The organism is Phyllobacterium endophyticum, from assembly GCF_003010935.1.
GTDB lineage: Bacteria > Pseudomonadota > Alphaproteobacteria > Rhizobiales > Rhizobiaceae > Phyllobacterium > Phyllobacterium endophyticum.
Map to the genome: position 1 here is coordinate 778264 of NZ_PGGN01000001.1, position 17476 is coordinate 795739.

At 57.6% G+C, this 17476-nt stretch carries 17 protein-coding genes; 4 read left to right on the forward strand and 13 right to left on the reverse strand.

Going from position 1 to position 17476, the window contains the following annotated elements; genetic code table 11:
- Nucleotides 1-38: 38 nt before the first annotated feature.
- From CU100_RS03665 to CU100_RS03695, 7 genes are all read right to left on the reverse strand, one after another.
- Nucleotides 39-2246, reverse strand: a complete 2208-nt coding sequence (locus CU100_RS03665) for a xanthine dehydrogenase family protein molybdopterin-binding subunit (RefSeq protein ID WP_106715171.1) — start codon at nt 2244-2246, stop codon at nt 39-41.
- A gap of 3 nt (nt 2247-2249) precedes the next feature.
- Entirely contained in the window at nt 2250-2705 is a 456-nt protein-coding gene (locus CU100_RS03670; protein WP_106715172.1) for a (2Fe-2S)-binding protein, read from the reverse strand.
- A gap of 129 nt (nt 2706-2834) precedes the next feature.
- A complete protein-coding gene (locus CU100_RS03675) occupies nt 2835-4385 on the reverse strand; it encodes a SpoVR family protein (RefSeq protein ID WP_106715173.1) in 1551 nt (516 codons plus the stop codon).
- Between the two features lie 7 nt (nt 4386-4392).
- Complete coding sequence (locus tag CU100_RS03680) at nt 4393-5712, reverse strand: YeaH/YhbH family protein (protein WP_106715174.1); 1320 nt, start codon at nt 5710-5712, stop codon at nt 4393-4395.
- Between the two features lie 154 nt (nt 5713-5866).
- Nucleotides 5867-7816, reverse strand: a complete 1950-nt coding sequence (locus CU100_RS03685) for a PrkA family serine protein kinase (RefSeq protein ID WP_106715175.1) — start codon at nt 7814-7816, stop codon at nt 5867-5869.
- A gap of 271 nt (nt 7817-8087) precedes the next feature.
- Complete coding sequence (locus CU100_RS03690; protein WP_106715176.1) at nt 8088-8921, reverse strand: DMT family transporter; 834 nt, start codon at nt 8919-8921, stop codon at nt 8088-8090.
- Between the two features lie 51 nt (nt 8922-8972).
- Complete coding sequence (locus CU100_RS03695; protein WP_106715177.1) at nt 8973-9386, reverse strand: VOC family protein; 414 nt, start codon at nt 9384-9386, stop codon at nt 8973-8975.
- A gap of 176 nt (nt 9387-9562) precedes the next feature.
- Between CU100_RS03695 and CU100_RS03700 the strand changes: the two genes are divergently transcribed.
- Nucleotides 9563-9724: a Thivi_2564 family membrane protein gene (locus CU100_RS03700; RefSeq protein WP_106715178.1), complete on the forward strand. Its 162-nt coding sequence runs from the start codon at nt 9563-9565 to the stop codon at nt 9722-9724.
- Here the strand turns inward: CU100_RS03700 and CU100_RS03705 are convergent.
- Nucleotides 9721-10644 (reverse strand): LysR substrate-binding domain-containing protein, encoded by a 924-nt coding sequence (locus CU100_RS03705; RefSeq protein ID WP_106715179.1) that lies wholly within the window; start codon nt 10642-10644, stop codon nt 9721-9723. The genes CU100_RS03700 and CU100_RS03705 overlap by 4 nt on opposite strands.
- Nucleotides 10645-10769: 125 nt before the next feature.
- Between CU100_RS03705 and CU100_RS03710 the strand changes: the two genes are divergently transcribed.
- Nucleotides 10770-11003, forward strand: coding sequence for a hypothetical protein (locus CU100_RS03710; RefSeq protein ID WP_106715180.1), 234 nt, complete (start codon nt 10770-10772; stop codon nt 11001-11003).
- Between the two features lie 9 nt (nt 11004-11012).
- On the opposite strand, the gene CU100_RS03715 is transcribed toward CU100_RS03710, so the two are convergent.
- From CU100_RS03715 to CU100_RS03725, 3 genes are read right to left on the reverse strand one after another with little or no spacing between them, the layout of a single operon-like run.
- Complete coding sequence (locus CU100_RS03715) at nt 11013-11201, reverse strand: hypothetical protein (RefSeq protein WP_106715181.1); 189 nt, start codon at nt 11199-11201, stop codon at nt 11013-11015.
- Nucleotides 11202-11243: 42 nt separating this feature from the next.
- Nucleotides 11244-11645 carry a (R)-mandelonitrile lyase gene (locus tag CU100_RS03720; protein ID WP_106715182.1) on the reverse strand — a complete coding sequence of 134 codons (402 nt, stop codon included), beginning with the start codon at nt 11643-11645 and terminating at the stop codon, nt 11244-11246.
- Nucleotides 11646-11647: 2 nt separating this feature from the next.
- Entirely contained in the window at nt 11648-12019 is a 372-nt protein-coding gene (locus tag CU100_RS03725) for an ArsR/SmtB family transcription factor (protein ID WP_106715976.1), read from the reverse strand.
- A 122-nt stretch (nt 12020-12141) separates the two neighbouring features.
- On the opposite strand from CU100_RS03725, the gene CU100_RS03730 reads away from it, so the two are divergent.
- On the forward strand, nt 12142-13314 hold the full coding sequence (locus CU100_RS03730) for an MFS transporter (RefSeq protein ID WP_106715183.1): 1173 nt from the start codon (nt 12142-12144) through the stop codon (nt 13312-13314).
- Between the two features lie 16 nt (nt 13315-13330).
- Here CU100_RS03730 and CU100_RS03735 read toward each other — a convergent pair whose 3' ends face one another.
- Nucleotides 13331-13783, reverse strand: a complete 453-nt coding sequence (locus tag CU100_RS03735; RefSeq protein WP_106715184.1) for a pyridoxamine 5'-phosphate oxidase family protein — start codon at nt 13781-13783, stop codon at nt 13331-13333.
- Nucleotides 13784-13829: 46 nt separating this feature from the next.
- Nucleotides 13830-14858 (reverse strand): fatty acid desaturase, encoded by a 1029-nt coding sequence (locus tag CU100_RS03740; RefSeq protein WP_106715185.1) that lies wholly within the window; start codon nt 14856-14858, stop codon nt 13830-13832.
- Between the two features lie 406 nt (nt 14859-15264).
- Here CU100_RS03740 and CU100_RS03745 point away from each other — a divergent pair, with 406 nt between their 5' ends.
- The gene (locus tag CU100_RS03745; RefSeq protein ID WP_106715186.1) at nt 15265-17466 is read left to right on the forward strand and encodes a CHASE2 domain-containing protein; all 2202 of its coding nucleotides are present in this window, start codon (nt 15265-15267) and stop codon (nt 17464-17466) included.
- Nucleotides 17467-17476: the final 10 nt, after the last annotated feature.

Consider the following 17476-nt stretch of genomic DNA (forward strand, 5'->3'; position numbering starts at 1 on the left):
CCGGGGCAATGCAACGGTCACAGAGGGACCTGCCATCGTCACGTCGACGTTTTAAGCATCTCCGGATCGACAGGCAGGGTACGGATACGTTTTCCGGTTGCGGCGAAGATCGCGTTTGTCACCGCGGCGCTGACGATGGCTGTCGGCACCTCGCCAATACCGCCAGGAGCCTCGGCGCTCTTGATGAGGTGAGTCTCGATCACCGGCACCTCGTCGATCCGCATGGGCAGGTAATTGTCGAAATTGCTCTGCTCGACGCGGCCATCCTTGATGGTGATCGCGCCGTGCAACACGGCGGTAAGCCCGAAAATCGAACCACCTTCCATCTGCGCTTCGATCGTATTCGGATTGACCGACATGCCACAATCGAGCGCACAGACGATGCGCTTCACCTTGACTGCACCGTCGGCTGCCACTTCCACCTCTGCCACCTGGGCGACATAGGAGCCAAACACGAATGCCACCGAGACACCGCGCCCCTGGCCGCTTGGCAGCGGCGGGCCCCATCCGGCCTTTTCGGCAGCCAGTGTAAGTACACCGAGGGCCCGTGGATTATTGCCAAGCAATGCCTTGCGATAGGCGACCGGATCCTGCTTGGCCGCACGGGCGAGTTCATCCATGAAACTCTCGACCACGAAGATGTTGTGAGTCGGACCCACTCCGCGCCAGAAGGCAGTCGGAACACCCGGCGGTTCGACCTGGACATAGTCGACATGAATGTTAGGCAAAGCATAGGGCGGTTCGGCGGCTCCCTCCACGGCATCGGGGTCGAGACCATTGACGAAAAGCTGCGGAACATAACGCGCAAAAATGGACGAGCCGGCGATGCGATGTGTCCATGCTACAGGCTTGCCGTCTGCGTCCAGCCCGGCCGAGAGCCGGTCGTAGTAATAAGGCCGGTACATATCATGCTGGATGTCTTCCTCGCGGCTCCAGACGACCTTTACGGGGCCTTCCACCTGCTTTGCGATCTTGACGGCCAATACGGTGCCGTCCGGCTCAAGACGGCGGCCGAAACCTCCACCGAGGAGGTGGTTGTGAATCCGGATCGCTTCCTTGGGCAATCCGGTCACGCCCTCGAGGACCATCTGCGTCAATGTCGGGACCTGCGTTCCAACCCAGACATCGCAGCTGTCCTTCTGCATATGCACGGTGCAGTTCATCGGCTCCATCGTCGCGTGGGCGAGGAACGGTACCTGATAGATGGCGTCGATGCGCTCTGCCGCCGCCGACAATGCCTTCTCGGCGTCGCCCTCGTTGCGGGCAACGGCACCTGGCTGCCTGGATTTCTCTTCCAGTTGCTTGACGATGTCGGCGCTGTTGACCTTGGCGTTCGGGCCGTCCTCCCATTGAATGGCGGCCGCTTCCAGGCCCTTCTTTGCTGCACCCAGGTGATCGGCGACTACGGCAACCGCCTCGTCCGTCGTGACTACCTGATGCACCCCCTTGACTGCGAGCGCTGCCTTTTCGTCGAAGGTTTTCGGCTTGCCGCCGAACACCGGGGATATCGCTAGCGCTGCGACCCTCATTCCGGGCAATTTCGTGTCAATGCCATAGATGGCGCGGCCGTCGACCTTCATGGGCGAATCGACGCGCTTTGCGGGCGTTCCGATCAGGGTGAAGTCTTTTGGATCCTTCAGCTTGACGCTGTCCGCCGCCGGTACCGGCAGCTTCGCCGCCGCGTCGGCCAATTCACCATAGCTCAGGCGCTTCGAGCCCGAGACGTCAGTGACGACGCCATGTGCCGCCTTGCACGTGGCAGGATCGGCGCCCCATTCTTTAGCGGCAGCAGCGATCATAAGTGTACGACCAACCGCGCCCGCCTGACGCAAGGGTGTCCAGAAGGCGCGCACCGAGGAAGATAGACCGGTAGTCTGACTCTGCAGGATCGCATTTGCGTAGAGTGCATTATTGGGTGGCGCATGCTGGACCTGAACCTGGTCGAGATCGACTTCCAATTCCTCGGCCAGCAGCATTGCGAGAGAGGTATAGGTGCCCTGTCCCATTTCAACCATCGGCATGACCAGGGTGACGATGCCCTTGGGATCTATTCGAATGAAGCCATTGGGCGCAAAAGGTGCCGTAACTTCTTCTTCGGTGACCTGCGATGCGCTTGCGGCAAAAACAGTACTCGTGGTGCCGCCAACCAAAGCAAAGCCAAGAAGCAGCCCGCTTCCTTTCAGGAAGGCGCGGCGAGACGTGCCGCTAAGGCCGGAGTTTTGTTGGTCAAGATGAAGCGTGTCCATGGCTCAGGCCTCCGCAGCTTGTTTGATGGCGGCGCGAATACGCTGGTATGTGCCGCAGCGGCAGACATTGCCGGACATCGCGCTGTCGATGTCTGCATCGGTGGGCTTTGGTGTTTCAGCCAGCAGCGCAGCAGCCGACATCAGCTGGCCCGATTGGCAGTACCCACACTGAACGACTTCAAGATCGAGCCAGGCCTTCTGCAACGCCGATCCTTGCGGCGTCGCACCAAGTGCTTCGATGGTGGTGATGGCGCTGTCGCCGATGCTGTCGACAGTGGTAATGCACGAGCGTGTCGCCACGCCATCGATATGGACAGTGCATGCGCCGCAAAGGGCGGCACCGCACCCGAACTTTGTGCCCGTCATTCCGAGCACGTCGCGTATTACCCAAAGCAGTGGAGTGTCGTCATCGACGTCCACATTATGAGCGGTTCCGTTGATCTTGAGAGTATAGGCCATGGCTTCCTCGAGGGTGGCTGGGGCGGGGGAGTTGGAACAATCAAAGAAGAAAATGAGAGAGCATCTTCGCTCTCGTCAAACCCCCGCGCAAGATACGCCGGAAGTGCGGTTGTGTCCACGGGAATGCGGTTACTCGGAGAGCCTGTCGGCAGAGGTCTCGTAGAGGATTTTCTCCGATCCGGCCTCTTTTCCCGAAAGGCTCACGTCGTAGCCCCAGAGGCGGCGGACGTGGCGCAGCGTCGCCTTGCGCGTGTGCTCGTCGAGTACGATGCCATCGCGGACCGTATGTTGCAGTCGCAGATGACGGTTGCCGCGAAAATCCACATCGACGACCTGGATGTTGGGCTGGTTCACTCCGATGTCGTAGCTCCGGGCCAGCGTGCTGCGTATCTTTTCGTAGCCTCGCTCATCGTGAATCGATGCGACCCTGTAGTGGTTTTCCTTCGACTCATCCTCCAGCGCGAACAGACGCATTTTACGGATGAGCGCCGGGCTCAAATATTGGAGGATGAATGATTCGTCGCGGTGATTGGCCCAGGCGTCGAGCAAGGTGCCCTGCCAATCGCCATTGCCGGCAAACTCCGGGAACCAGTCCCGATCCTCGGACGTCGGCTGTGTGCAGATGCGTTCAATATCCTGCATCATCGCAAAGCCGAGTGCATAGGGATTGAGACCGGAAAAACGGGAATCGTCAAAGCCCGGCTGAAAGACGACATTCGAGTGGCTGTGCAGCATCTCCAGAAGATTGCCTTCGCTAAGCTGCCCCCTGTCGAACATCATGTTCATGATGGTGTAATGGACGAAGGTCGCGCACCCTTCATTCATTACCTTGGTCTGCCGCTGCGGATAGAAATATTGGGCGATGACCCGCACGATACGCAATATTTCGCGTTGCCAGGGTTCGAGGATGATGCTGTTCTTCTCGATGAAATAGAGAAGATTCTCCTCCGGCAGATTGAGGGCCTTCTTGCGCTCGGACAGGTCACGCTCGGTTTCGCTTGGATCGTCGCCTGCCTTGCGCTGGGGCAATGTGCGCCACAGGTCGCTGAAGGCGCGTTCCTCATATTCCAGGCGTTCCCGAACGCGTTCGCGCTCCTTCAATGGCGAACTGCGCGGAGGGCGATTATATCGGAATACAGCCTGGTCCATCAATGCGTGGGCTGCATCTATGATAGGCTCCACTGCCGCGAGGCCGTACTTTTCTTCGCAGCGTGCAATGTAACCCTTGGCAAACTCCATATAGTTCAAAATGGCGTCGGCATCTGTCCACTGCTTGAACAGGTAATTGTTCTTGAAGAAGTGATTGTGGCCAAAGGCGGCGTGTGCGGTCACCAATGTCTGCATCGACATGGTGTTTTCTTCCATCAGGTAGGTGATGCAGGGATTCGAGTTGATGACCAGTTCATAGGCAAGGCCACGGTGTCCCTTGCGGTAATGGTGTTCTTCGTAGACGAAATGTTTGCCGAACGACCAGTGCCGGTAGATCAGCGGCATGCCGTTGGAAGAATAGGCATCCAGCATCTGCTCGGAAGAGATGATCTCGAGCTGGTTTGGATAGATGTCCAGGCCAAGGTCGCCGAGGGCTATTTCCTTGATGGCGTCGTATGTGCGGTACAATGTCTCGAAGTTCCACTCGGAGCCGTGGAAGAGAAGACCAGATGTTTCGGCACTTTTGCTCATGGGCTGTTCAGCCGCTCTTTGTCGAAGTTGGTTGCTTGGCGAAAAGCTGATGGAATACGGGGTAGATATCGCCTGGCTTGGCTATGCGCGTCATCTGGAAATTCTTCCAATTGGCTCCCACCAGACGATAGGCGCGCCACAGCGAAGTTCCGTTGTCCGTCGAACGGAAGATTGCGCTTTCCCGTTCATCCAGAATTTCCACATAGGCGTAGTACTGGCAAAGCCGCATCAGTTCATTGTTCAGGAGATTGACGCAGTTTTCTGCATCGCCGGTCAGATTGTCGCCGTCGGAAGCCTGGGCGGCATAGATGTTCCAGTCCCTGCTGGGATAACGCTCTTCAATGATGCGGCGCATCTCCTCCAAAGCCGTCGACACGACTGTTCCACCGCTTTGGGTACTGTGAAAGAATGTCTCTTCGTCCACTTCATGTGCTTGATGTGTATGACGGATGAAGACGATGTCTATCCGTTCGTAGCGGCGCTTGAGAAAAAGATGCAGCAGGACGAAGAACCGCTTGGCCAGATCCTTCTCGCGCTCTCCCATCGAACCTGAAACGTCCATCAGGCAAAACATGACAGCGTTGGCGTTGGGGACCGGAACCGGCTCGAACCGGTTGAAGCGGATATCGACGGGATCGATATAGGCGACGAGTTTGCGCCGTCGCTGCAGCAGTTCCATGTCTTGGCGCAATCGCGCCAGGCGCTCGAGCAATGCCGGGGTCGGCTCCTGCTTTTCGAGCAGGGCCAATTCATCCTCTATCGCATCCAGATCCGCCTGTTTCGGCCGCCTCAAGGCGATGCGCCGGCCGAAACTGTTGCGCATCGACCGCCCGACATTGATGTTGGTCGGCGCACCTGCGGTCGTATAGCCCGCGCGACGAGGCTTGAAGGCAACAGCCTCCTTCAGGCTGGATTTGATCATGTCCGGAAGTTCCAAATCCTCGAAAAACAAATCGAGGACTTCTTCGCGTGACAGGACGAATCGAAAATCATCTTCCAACTCGAGATCCGCAGCGCCTCCCTTGCCCGCACCGGCACCTCCGCCGGCACCGGGCTTGGGCAGGCGATCGCCCATTATGAATTCCCGATTACCCGGCAAGACATATTCACGATGACCTGTCCTTCGATCCGGCGCGAAACTGGGCTCGCTTGTCCCGCCGACCGGCAAGGGGATCGCATGCTCTGCATCTACATCCGTGATTTTCTCGGTCGAGATTTTTTCATTGATGACGCGTTTCAACTCGACACGCGCGCGCTTCAAAAAACGCTGGCGATTGCTCAGGCTTCTATCCTTCGGATTCAGGCGGCGATCAATGAAGTTCGGCATGCACGCACCCAGAGCAAATTTCGTTCAAGTTGAGCCAATTCTGTTTGGGGCGGGCGAGCCTTCGGCGTCGCCAAACCCCTCGACCTTTGCCATGTAAAATCCCTCCGGCAGAGTGACTCCATCAAGACAAACCTGCTCTCACTCCGGCCGGCCATCACCCGGCCTTGTTCACCCGCATATACCAGTCGACCAGGCGCCGGACCTGCCGTTCCGTGTAGCCGCGTTCGACCATGCGCTGAACGAACTCGGTGTGCTGCTTCTCGGTTGCGCCGTCCTTCTTCGAGCCGAAACTGATAACGGGCAGAAGATCCTCCACTTGGCCGAACATGCGCTTTTCGATGACTTCTCGCAATTTCTCGTAGCTCGTCCATGACGGGTTGCGGCCATTGTTCTTGGCTCGAGCCCGCAGCGTGAACTTGACCACTTCGTTGCGGAAATCCTTCGGATTGGCGATGCCGGCAGGCTTTTCGATTTGCGAGAGTTCGCTGTCGAGAATACCACGGTTGAGTATCTGGCCAGTATCGGGATCCTTGTAATCCTGATCCTCAATCCACGCATCCGCGTAGGCGATGTAGCGGTCAAAAAGGTTTTGGCCGTATTCGCTGTACGATTCCAGATAGGCTTTCTGTATCTCGTGCCCGATGAATTCGGCATAGCGGGATGCAAGTTCCGATTTGATGAAGTCGAGATAATTAGCCTCGATCTCTTGCGGAAACTGCTCGCGCTTGATTGCCTGTTCCAGCACATACATGAGATGGACCGGATCGGCTGCCACCTGTTTGGTATCGTAGTTGAACGTTTCGGACAGGACCTTGAAGGCAAAGCGCGTGCTGATACCATTCATGCCTTCGTCGACGCCGGCCGCATCGCGATATTCCTGCACGGATTTGGCCTTCGGATCGGACTCCCTGAGGTTCTCGCCGTCGTAGACCCGCATCTTGGTATATAGCGGTGAGTTTTCATGCTCCGCCATGCGAGTGGAGACCGTGAAACGGCTGAGTATTTCCAGCACTTCCGGAGCGCATGGATTGTTGAGCAATTCGCTCTCGCGAAGCAGCTTCTCGTAAATCTGCTTTTCCTCGGTGACGCGCAGGCAATAGGGAACCTTGACCACGGACATGCGATCGAGGAAAGCCTCGTTGTTCTTGTTGTTCTTGAACTGCAGCCACTCGGATTCGTTCGAGTGAGCAAGAATGATGCCCTGGAACGGGAAAGCGCCGAAGTTCTCGGTACCGTTGTAATTGCCTTCCTGCGTGGCCGTCAGCAAAGGATGCAGTACCTTTATCGGCGCCTTGAACATTTCGACGAATTCGAGCATGCCCTGTGTCGTGCGATTCAGGCCGCCGCTGAAGGAATAGGCGTCCGGATCGGACTGACTGAAATTCTCGAGCTGGCGGATATCCACCTTGCCCACCAGCGAGGAGACGTCCTGGTTATTGTCGTCGCCAGGTTCAGTCTTGGCGATGCCGATCTGACGCAGCCGCGAGGGCATGAGCTTGACGACGCTGAACTTCGAAATGTCTCCGGCAAACTCATCGAGCCGCTTTGTCGCCCATGGCGAGATCAGGCCATTGAGGCGGCGGCGGGCGATGCCATACTTGTCTTCCAGCAGGCCCGACATGCGTTCGGGATGGAAAAGTCCAAGAGGAGACTCAAAGATCGGGCTGATCTGGCCACCCGCCTTGAGTGTGTAGATCGGGCGATGTTCCATGAGTTGCTTGAGCCGCTCGGCCAGAGAGGATTTACCGCCGCCGACGGGGCCGAGCAGGTAGAGGATCTGCTTGCGTTCTTCCAGCCCTTGCGCGGCATAGCGGAAGTAACCGACGATCCGCTCGATCGTGTCCTCCATGCCGTAGAAGTCGGCAAAGGCAGGATAGATTTTGATGGTCCGATTGAGGAAAATGCGGCCAAGGCGCTCATCGGCACTGGTATCGACCAATGTCGGCTCACCTATGGCATCGACCATTCGTTCAGAAGCGGTCGCGAACATCTTGGGATCGTTGCGGCAGGCGAGGAGATATTCCTGCAGGCTCATCTCTTCCTGCTTCTCGCTGCTGTAGATTTCAGAGAAGAGGCTAAATACGTCAGAAGCTTGCGTAGTCATGTTTACCTCCAGCCACGTGCAAATTCAACGGAATCTGAGCTGAAGGGGCCGCCCCTCGCTCAGAGGATTGCATGCCGAATGGACACAGTGTCGGATGAGTCGCTGCACTGCGCAAGACACTGATTGGTATAATATTGTATATATCAATCAAGATATTGAGATGTGTCCGCCGTCGAACGATCATCATCCCTCACATTTATGTCCTTCCTATGGCTATGTAGGAACGCCGATCGCCTATAGGAACGGGTAAGACAAAACAAATTGCGGTAAATTACGCCCCTATAGACGCAGGCGAGCGATTTTTGAGATTAAGGAGATTGCCCGAAAGGATAAGCGCCGCACCTACAGCGGTGAAAACGTCGATCCGCTCGGAATAGATCAGCCAGCCAAGCACAGCCGTCAGCGGCACGCGCAGAAAATCCATGGGAATGACGACGGTCGCATCCGCGTATTGCAGGGCCTTCGCCATGCAGAAATGCGAAAACGTGCCGGTGAAAGCAATGATCACCACCCACGGCATGACGTGGAGCGAAGGCCACTTCCACTCGTACAAGGCGGGAAGCAGCCCGATTGCCGACTGGATGACCAGCATCCAGAAAATGATCTTCACAACGCTGTCGGTGCGGGTCAGCGACTTCACCATGGTGAAGGATATGCCAAAGGTAAGGGCGGCGCCAAGGACAATGATCTGCCCCAATTCGACAGTGCCTATACCGGGCCGTACGATGATGATGACGCCAACGATGCCAAGAACGATCGTCAGGATGCGCCAGACGTTCAATCGCTCGCCGAGGAAGGCCACAGCCATCACCGCCGTCCAGGCGGGTGTGGTGAATTCGATGGCGATGACTTGTGCGAGCGGGATCAATGACAGGGCCTGCAACCAGGCGAACTGTCCCGCATAGTGCGCGGTGTTCCGTCCAAGATGCTGCCAGATGCGCGACGTACTCATCGCCCTGAACCCGCCTGACGAGCGTATCAGGGGATAGAGCATGGCAAGTCCGATCACCGAGCGCATTTCCATGATCTGAAATACGTTCAGCTCCCTTGAAGCCTCGCGCCCCGAGATGGCCATGAGCAGGATTGCGGTCAGCGATCCCGTCATCCAGAACGCCGCTTTTATATTGGACTGCGGTATCTCCACGATGACCGGTTGCTATTTCGCGTAGACGCTGGCGAAATCCGCGAAACCCTTGATTTCGATTGGATTGCCCGAAGGATCACGAAAGAACATGGTCCACTGTTCCCCGGGTTCTCCCTCGAACCGTACAACTGGCGGCATGACGAACGCGACTTTTTTCTCGCGCAGTCGCTCGGCAAGAATTTTCCACTGTTCGAGCGGCAGTATTACGCCGAGATGCGGCATCGGCACCATGTGGTCACCCACCTTGCCGGTGTTCGTTGTTTCGAACGGCTTGCCAAGATGCAACGAGATCTGGTGGCCGAAGAAGTCAAAATCCACCCAGGTGCTTGTGCTACGCCCTTCCTCGCACCCAAGAATGCTTCCGTAGAATTGCCTCGCATCTTCGAGATCGGTGACATGATAAGCAAGATGAAACAGTGAACGCATGGGATTATCCTGGAAGCGGCGGGGGGTATCGAAGAACCTACCAGCAAGACCTGGGGCAAACAATGAAAGGTTGCAGGAAAAAGAAGGTTTCCACTTCTGTTTGAAGGAACCAAACCTTCCAACTGGGAGTTGTACCAGGCTACAATCGCATCTATCCCGCAATAGGAAGTTTTGAAATGTCGATATTGATCAGTTTGTTGATCACCGTCCTGGTGATTTTTCTTGTCCTTTACCTAGTCCAGATGCTGCCCTTGGATGGCCGCGCAAAACAGATCGCGCAGGTTATCGTCGTGGTGATCGGTATTATTTCTCTTCTGCGTTATCTCGCCGTTTTCTAGGCTGTCGCGGCGGGCGGCGCCTTGGGGCTTCGCCCGCTATCCTTCTGTTCCAGTTGTCCAAGCAACCAGTCGCGGAATGCCTTGACTTTCGGCAGATTGCGCCGCGCTTCCGGATATACCAGCCAGTAGAAGTGATTGTCGTTGCCGACTATATCGAACGGCTGAATCAGCTGGCCAGATCTAAGCTCCGCCTCATAGAATACTGGCGTAAGGATGCCGACGCCTTGCCCCGCAATGACCGCCTTGCCTTCCAGATGCTGATCGCCGAAGCGGCTGCGCGGGTCGCCCCGCAACCCGGGCCCTGAAACACCTGCTGTCCTGAACCAGACTTTCCACCAGGGGTCTCCGGGATCGACGATCGGCAGTTTGAGCAGATCGGCAGGGGTCTTTACGCCGCCGATCGACGCGGCGAGCTCGGGACTGAGCATTGGCGCGAAGTCCGCGCCGAAGATTTTATGTGCAACCACCCCCGGCCAGCGCCCCGCGCCGGACCGAATGCCGACATCGGCATCCTGCCGGGCAAAATCCACGATATCGCGCGATGCCTGAAGCCGGACTGCAAGGGAAGGGTGCGCCAGCTGAAACGAGCCGAGCCGGGGTACTAGCCAGTTCGCGGCGAAAGTGGGGATCGTCGTTATCGTAAGAATCCCATCCGCACTCTCGCGCGTTGCGGCTATCGCCGCCCGCATCAAATCGAATGCCTCGCTGATCGCCGGCGAAAGGCGCGCTCCGACTTCCGTCAGGGTCACCTGCCGTGGGCGGCGCAGGAAAAGCGGCGCACCGATTCTCTCTTCCAGAAGCTTTATCTGGTAGCTCACCGCAGCCTGCGTCATCCCGAGCTCTTCGGCCGCATTGGTAAAACTGCCGTGCCGTGCCGCCGCTTCAAAGACGCGAATCGCGGCCAGGGGAGGTAGGTTCATGATCCCTCTCGCATAAGGTGTCCTTATGCATGCTACTTGGCGTTTTGTTGGAAAACAAGCGTGCAAAAGCGCATCTTAGACCAACGCAGAGACGGCAAATGCCTTCGGATCATTGGAGCTAAACTATGAGGTCGTTAACGGAAGCAACGCATGTAGCCAGGCGTGTTACCTGGTGGAGCCGGATCGCGCGTGCAGCGAACCGGGGCAAAAGAGCGCCCGAGCGCGTCAACAAAGAGGACCTGTCGGATCACATGTTGAGGGATCTTGGAGTGCTCGATGGCCGCACCGTGCGGGGCGAACGTACAGGCCGCCCGGATTATGGAGACCTGCTCAAGGACTACCAGAAGCGCTCGCTTTGATGCGAGCGTTCAAGAATCGAAGTCGGCTTCCAGACGTCTTTCCAGCGCAACGAGGTCATCGGGCAACGGCATGCCCATGGCCCTTAATTCGTTGAGTTGCTCGCGCAATGTCTCGTGGATCTCGTGGGCGTCGGTTGGCCGCTGCACCATTTCTTCAACCAGGAGCGCAATCCGTGCTTTGATTTCCTCGAACGCCATGACATTTCCTTTCACATGCACTGCTGCAACAATAATAGCAGATTAATCGTGGCCGGAATATTGCGCATCCGAGACCTTCTCCATCCATTCAACCGGTTTGCCGTCCAGTGCCTCCTGCATGGCGATGTGGACCATGAAATTGTTGGGACCGGCACCGTGCCAATGTTTTTCACCGGGCGGAATCCACACGGTGTCACCAGCCTTGATCTCGCGTATAGGCTCGCCCCAGACCTGCGCCAGACCGCTTCCGGCCGTCACATGCAATGTCTGCCCAAGCGGATGGGTGTGCCATGCGGTTCGCGCGGCCGGCTCGAAGCGAACGGTGGCCGCCTGTAGCCGCGCCGGCGCGGGGGCGTCGTTAATCGCATCTATCCAGACGGTGCCGGAAAACCAGTCCGATGGCCCGCGACGCGAGGAAACCGATCCAGAAGGCTTGATATCCATGACTATTCTCCCGCGAGTTGAGCCGTTTCCTGCATACCAGGTTGTGTGTCAGGTATCAGCGATGCCCTGGTAGACGCGACAACGCTATCGAGGAAGCCGGGAAACCGTTGTTCCAAATCCTCGCGCCGAAGGGTCAGCATTCTTTTGGTCCCCTCGGGACGAACGTGGATGATGCCCGCCTCGCGCAGCTTCGCCACGTGATAGCTGATGGCGGTCTTCGAACCGAATTGTAAAAGCTGCCCGCACGTGACGGCGCGATCGCAACTACCGGCAAGAACTTCGATGATCGCAAGTCGCGTTTCGTCGCCAAGCGCAGTCAGGACGGCCGGAAGCGCAAGGTCCTCGGTGGCTGGATGCGGGAGAAAATCTGTCATGGCACAGGAATAGCAATTGCCGGGAGAGAATTCAATGTTCAATATTCGTTGAACTTTGCGCTTGACACCACGAAGAGAGAGGTTCATTAGTTCAACGATCATTGAACAACAAGGTAGCCGCAATGGATATTCGTCTCGTCGGATTGGCGCTTGGTACCTTTGCTATCGGTATCGAAGGGTTTGTAGTGGCCAGCCTCCTGCCGCAGATTGCGGGCGACACCGGTGTCACTCTCGTTCAGGCCGGCTATCTCGTCGTTACCTATGCGTTCGCTTATGCGATCGGCGCGCCGGTCGCGGCGGCGTTGACAGGAGCCTATGACAGACGCAACGTTCTCGCCGGGAGCGCCCTCGTGTTCGTTGCAGGGGCGCTACTCGCCGCGGTTTCTCCCACATATCTGCTGCTCATGGCCGCCCGTTTGCTCATTGCGGTGGTGGCAGGGCTTTATGCCGCCACCGCCCAGGCTACTGCGGTTGCCATTTCCGAGCCGCATCACCGTGCGCGCGCTATAGCTGTCATCGTCGGGGGGACGACGCTTGCGGTCGCTTTCGGTGCGCCGCTCGGCGCACTTATCAGCGCCTTTGCCGGCTGGCGCGGCACATATTTCTTCATTGCCGTAATCGGCGCCGTCGCCACGCTGGTTGTATGGTTCCTTTTACCGCGCGGACTTTATGCGGACCGGCTCACTCTTTCGCAGCGTGTCGGCGTCCTTCGCCATACAGGCCTGTTGCCTGCGCTCCTGACGATGCTGCTTTATATGATGGGCGCATTTGCCGTTTACACCTATATCGCCGCAATTGCCGTTGAAGGAGCAGGCCTCAGCGGCACGATGATGCCAGTTATCCTGCTTGCATTCGGTGTTGGAGCAGCGATCGGGAACGTACTGGGTGGGCAGCTCTCCGACCGATATGGGGCAACGAGAACCGTGATTGCCGCGTCGGTCCTGAACTCGATAATCTTGATGGCCGTCAGTTGGATCATGCACTTGCCGGACGCAATCGGCGGGCCCGCGCTCCTCGCAACAATGGTTGTCTGGGGCACCATTGCCTGGATGTTCCCGCCAGCACAGGCGAGCCGTGTCCTGGCTATCGCACCGGAAAGCGCGCCACTGGCGCTCTCCCTCAACTACTCCGCACTCTATCTCGGGGTCGCGCTGGGATCGATGACCGGCGGGTTGATCATTGCCAATATCGGCCTTGAATATCTCGGCTGGATCGGTGGCATATTCCCGCTTGCGGGGCTTGTCGTGATGCGTATCTCAGCTCCCCGGAGGAAGTCGCAGCTATCGGCGGCGTGAGGACGATTTCCTGGTACTAGGCGCCCTTCAGCGTCTTGTGCCCGGTCGTCTCGAGTATGGAGATCCGGAAATAGACCGGTTCCAGCGGCCGCTCCCGATCACGGAGTACTGTCTTCACATAAGCCGGCTGCCACCACTCCGCGCTCTTGTTCAACAGGGTGTGAGCCGTATTTCTGATCTCCTCATGACCGGGTTCCTTGGTCAATTCTTCGAACAAGCCGGTTACAATGACACTCTGCCAGCTGTTCGTCGCGGCGACATCGTCAAACTCGACACAGACGCGCGGATTAGCTCGCATATAGTCGATCTTGCGACCGACTGTCGTAAAGGAATAGAGATACACCCCGCTATAGGCGAATGTGAGTGGTATGATGTAAGGCTGCCCGTCCTTTGCGCATGCAAGCCTCCCCGTCGTCGCTCGTTCGAGTAACTCATGGACTTCCTGCTGCGTCATCTCAGTGATAACCATGGCTCGCTCCCTGCTTTTTCCTGCGCGCCCTTGTTGACCTGGCAGCTCAAGCCAGTCTTTTAGCTTCGCGAAACGAGATCAGCTTTCTGCGGTTCTCATCCCACAGGACGAGTTTGACGCAGCGCAAGCTTTCCATGATGGTGATACGCCCGACATCCCGCAACTCCGGGTAGTCCTTCAGTACCTCCGGAAGCCGGTAGCATGGAACACGCGACGAAAGGTGATGGACGTGGTGAATGCCGATATTGCCCGTCATCCAGCGCAGCACGCCCGGGAGTACATAATGCGACGATCCGTGCAGCGCAGCCTCTGCGAACTGCCATTCCGGGCCCGACGACCAATGTGTCTCTTCAAACTGGTGCTGAACATAGAACAGCCAGATGCCAGCAGCGCCGGCCAGCGTGACGATAGGCAGATGAATGAGAAGGAAAGGGCCAACGCCGACCAGCCACATCAGGAATACGGCGAGAACCGCTATCCCGAAATTGGTCGCCATCGTTGATACCCATGGCTCTGCGCCGGAACGCATCATGCCGAAGGGCAGGCGCTGCTTGAATATGAAGAGCCAGACGGGTCCAATCCCGAACATGACCGCCGGATGCCGGTAGAGTCTGTAGTTCAGCCTGCCCCAACGGGAAAGGGCGCGGTACTCGGCAACCGTAAGTGTGGTGATGTCGCCGTCGCCGCGTTCGTCGAGATTGCCTGCCGAAGCGTGATGCAAGGCATGGGTCCGCCGCCAGTAATCGTATGGGGTGAGCGTCAGAACGCCGATCAAACGCCCCGTCCAGTCATCCGTATGCCTATGAGCAAAGAATGAGCCATGGCCGCAATCATGCTGGATCATAAAGAGACGAAGCAGAAAGCCGGCTGCCGGGATGATCAACAGCAGGCCCCACCAGAAGCCATAATGGACCGCCGCCCAGGTCAACGCCCAGAGAACTGCAAAGGGTATGATCGTCACGGCAAGCTCGAACGTGCTGCGACCTCTATGCGGTTTGCGGTAGTTTGATAAGATCTTAAGCCAAGGGCGTTCGCCCGAGCCAAGTGCAGGTGATTTAGGAGAAGTGGAGTTCATCAGTCATCATAGCCTTTGCGTGGCAGCGCGCGCAAGATGTTTCGGCAAGAAACATTTGGTGAGTTCACAGGCTAAAATCCCTGGATTCTTCCATTCTCGCACGCCGAAGGCCCAGAAAATGATGAGGCCCGACGCGGGCCCTTTATGAAGTGCCGCACGCCGAGCCTCTGGTACCCAGGGGAGGGCGATACTAGCGTCCTCCTCCAACGCGAGTTCGTCAAATCACATTCGAGTGCTTGAGCTGCACCGGTAGCATCTATGCAACCCCAGTTCCGATGGGGTTCCGATTGCATAGAGACGAGAAAGAATGCAGCATATCACGCAGGCGCGGCGGCAGCTAACGCATGGAAGATACCGAACACACTCATTGCCGTCTGGCTTATGGCAGAAGGGGTCCGGCACCGCAGTGACGCGCGCACAGCAACTTGGCGTAATTATCGGTCTTGTGATCGTAGCGGCGCTCATGGCCCTCCGCGCAAGCGATCCACAACCGCTCAGGCAGGCCCGCGAGCTCACCTTCGACGAGTATCAGCGACTTGCGCCACGACGTTTCGAAAGCCTGCCAGTGAAAGTCATCGATATCGACGAAGCATCGTTGCTCGAGTTTGGTCAGTGGCCGTGGCCGCGAGACCGGATTGCGAAGCTCGTGGACCGCCTGTCCGATATGGGGGCGTCGGCCATAGCTTTCGATGTTCTATTCGCAGAGCCCGACCGTTTGTCACCGCGCACTGTTGTTCGCGACGTTGCCGGAATCGATCCCGCATTGCTCGCGCATTTACCCGACAATGATGAGATATTTGCCCGATCTATCGCCGGCAAACCTGTAGTCCTTGGCTTTGGCCTGTCAAACGAAGGTGATTTCCGGCCTGCCGTGAAGGCAGGCTTTGCCTTCACAGGCGAGAGCCCTGCCGGCGCGCCGCCGCGCATGAACGGCGCGACGCCGCTGCGGCCCGAATTCGAGGCCAATGCCATCGGTATCGGGCATATCAGTCTCAATCCCGGCAACCCGTCCGCTGTGGTCCGTACAGTTCCACTGTTCTTGAGTGACGGCGAACAGCTCTATCCTAATCTCGCGCTCGAAGCGCTGCGCGTCGCGCAGGGCGCCTCGACCTATGTACTGGCGGGCGCAACCAATGTGCCGAACACCATAACCCTGGTGAAGATCGGCGAATTCGTCGTGCCGGTAACGTCCGCGGGTGAGTTGTGGCTTTACGTTACCCCCGACACGGCGGAAAGGTATATCTCAGCACGAAAAGTTCTGGCGAACGAAGGCGTCTCTGCGGAGACAAGAGCCGCCATCGAAGGAAGCATCGTATTCGTCGGAACCTCCGCCGCGGGACTACAGGACATCCGCACCACGGCGCTTGGCCAGAACGTACCGGGCGTATCGCTGCACGCGCAAACGGTCGAGCAGATACTGTCCGGCCGTTTCCTCTCGCGCCCGGATTGGGCCAGTGGCGTCGAGATACTCGCGATCGCCGCAATGGGCATCCTTCTTGTCATGCTGACGACATTCGTAAGCCCGGCCGTCGCACTTGTTTGCGGTCTGCTGATCACGGTCATGGCGCTCGTCGCCTCGTGGCTTGCTTTTTTCTACGCCGGGCTCCTGTTCGATCCACTCGCACCAATCGTTAGTGGATCGATCACGCATTTCGCGGCGACGTCGTTCCGTTTTCTGGTCATCGATCGGGAGCGCCGCGAGGTACGGCGCGCCTTTGGCCACTATCTTTCGCCATCGCTCCTCTATCGGATAGAACACACGCGAGATGCACTGCGTCTTGGCGGAGACGACCGCGAGATAACGGTGATGTTCGTCGATGTGCGCAATTTCACGGAGATCAGCGAGCGGTTGACGCCCAGGGAGGTTGTCTTGTTCCTGAATACCCTGCTTGATGCGCTTAGCCGCCACGTCATCGCCAACGAGGGCACACTCGACAAATTCATCGGCGACTCGATCATGGCATTCTGGAATGCGCCCGTCGATGTGGCGGACCACGCCAACAAGGCTGTTAAAGCTGCCTTGGGCATGCGGGACACTCTTGTAAAGCTTAACGAAAATGACGCATTCGGTTTCGGCAGCGAGCAAAAGGTCGGCATCGGCATTGGCATACATACCGGTCTTGCCTGCGTCGGCAACATGGGCGCTGAAGCCCGCTTCAACTACTCGGCAGTCGGCGACGCGGTCAATATTGCAGCGCGCATCGAATCCTCATGCAAGGAGGTCAGCTTCGATATACTGGTCTCGGACAGTAGCGCAAACATGCTGCCCGGCTACGCCCTTCTGGAGGCAGGTGCGTTGGCTCTTAAGGGAAAGAGTACCCGCACCCGGCTTTTTGCGGTGGCTGGTGACGAGCGGCTTGGCGCATCCGCAGAGTTTGCGGAACTCAAGGCCATCCATGCGCAGCTTGTCGAAGCTCTGCGTTCGCGCTCGGCAAGCAGCCGAAAGCTCATCCGGGTGGCTAAGCTGCAGGCGGCAAGACTGGCAAGTGGTCTACCTGAATTCTATCGCCGGATTTCGCGCAGGTCCGAGCATTTCATTGACGATACGGCCGTAAAAAATGGCGGTGGGGCGCTTGAAAAAGTCCCGCAATCCAGCCTGGTGCCCTGAAGGAATTCAC

Coding starts and splice junctions, on each gene's coding strand:
- CU100_RS03665 (WP_106715171.1), bottom strand. CDS start 2,246: ATGGACACGCTTCATCTTGACCAACAAAACTCCGGCCTTAGCGGCACG.
- CU100_RS03670 (WP_106715172.1), bottom strand. CDS start 2,705: ATGGCCTATACTCTCAAGATCAACGGAACCGCTCATAATGTGGACGTC.
- CU100_RS03675 (WP_106715173.1), bottom strand. CDS start 4,385: ATGAGCAAAAGTGCCGAAACATCTGGTCTTCTCTTCCACGGCTCCGAG.
- CU100_RS03680 (WP_106715174.1), bottom strand. CDS start 5,712: ATGCCGAACTTCATTGATCGCCGCCTGAATCCGAAGGATAGAAGCCTG.
- CU100_RS03685 (WP_106715175.1), bottom strand. CDS start 7,816: ATGACTACGCAAGCTTCTGACGTATTTAGCCTCTTCTCTGAAATCTAC.
- CU100_RS03690 (WP_106715176.1), bottom strand. CDS start 8,921: ATGACGGGATCGCTGACCGCAATCCTGCTCATGGCCATCTCGGGGCGC.
- CU100_RS03695 (WP_106715177.1), bottom strand. CDS start 9,386: ATGCGTTCACTGTTTCATCTTGCTTATCATGTCACCGATCTCGAAGAT.
- CU100_RS03700 (WP_106715178.1), top strand. CDS start 9,563: ATGTCGATATTGATCAGTTTGTTGATCACCGTCCTGGTGATTTTTCTT.
- CU100_RS03705 (WP_106715179.1), bottom strand. CDS start 10,644: ATGAACCTACCTCCCCTGGCCGCGATTCGCGTCTTTGAAGCGGCGGCA.
- CU100_RS03710 (WP_106715180.1), top strand. CDS start 10,770: ATGAGGTCGTTAACGGAAGCAACGCATGTAGCCAGGCGTGTTACCTGG.
- CU100_RS03715 (WP_106715181.1), bottom strand. CDS start 11,201: ATGGCGTTCGAGGAAATCAAAGCACGGATTGCGCTCCTGGTTGAAGAA.
- CU100_RS03720 (WP_106715182.1), bottom strand. CDS start 11,645: ATGGATATCAAGCCTTCTGGATCGGTTTCCTCGCGTCGCGGGCCATCG.
- CU100_RS03725 (WP_106715976.1), bottom strand. CDS start 12,019: ATGACAGATTTTCTCCCGCATCCAGCCACCGAGGACCTTGCGCTTCCG.
- CU100_RS03730 (WP_106715183.1), top strand. CDS start 12,142: ATGGATATTCGTCTCGTCGGATTGGCGCTTGGTACCTTTGCTATCGGT.
- CU100_RS03735 (WP_106715184.1), bottom strand. CDS start 13,783: ATGGTTATCACTGAGATGACGCAGCAGGAAGTCCATGAGTTACTCGAA.
- CU100_RS03740 (WP_106715185.1), bottom strand. CDS start 14,858: ATGAACTCCACTTCTCCTAAATCACCTGCACTTGGCTCGGGCGAACGC.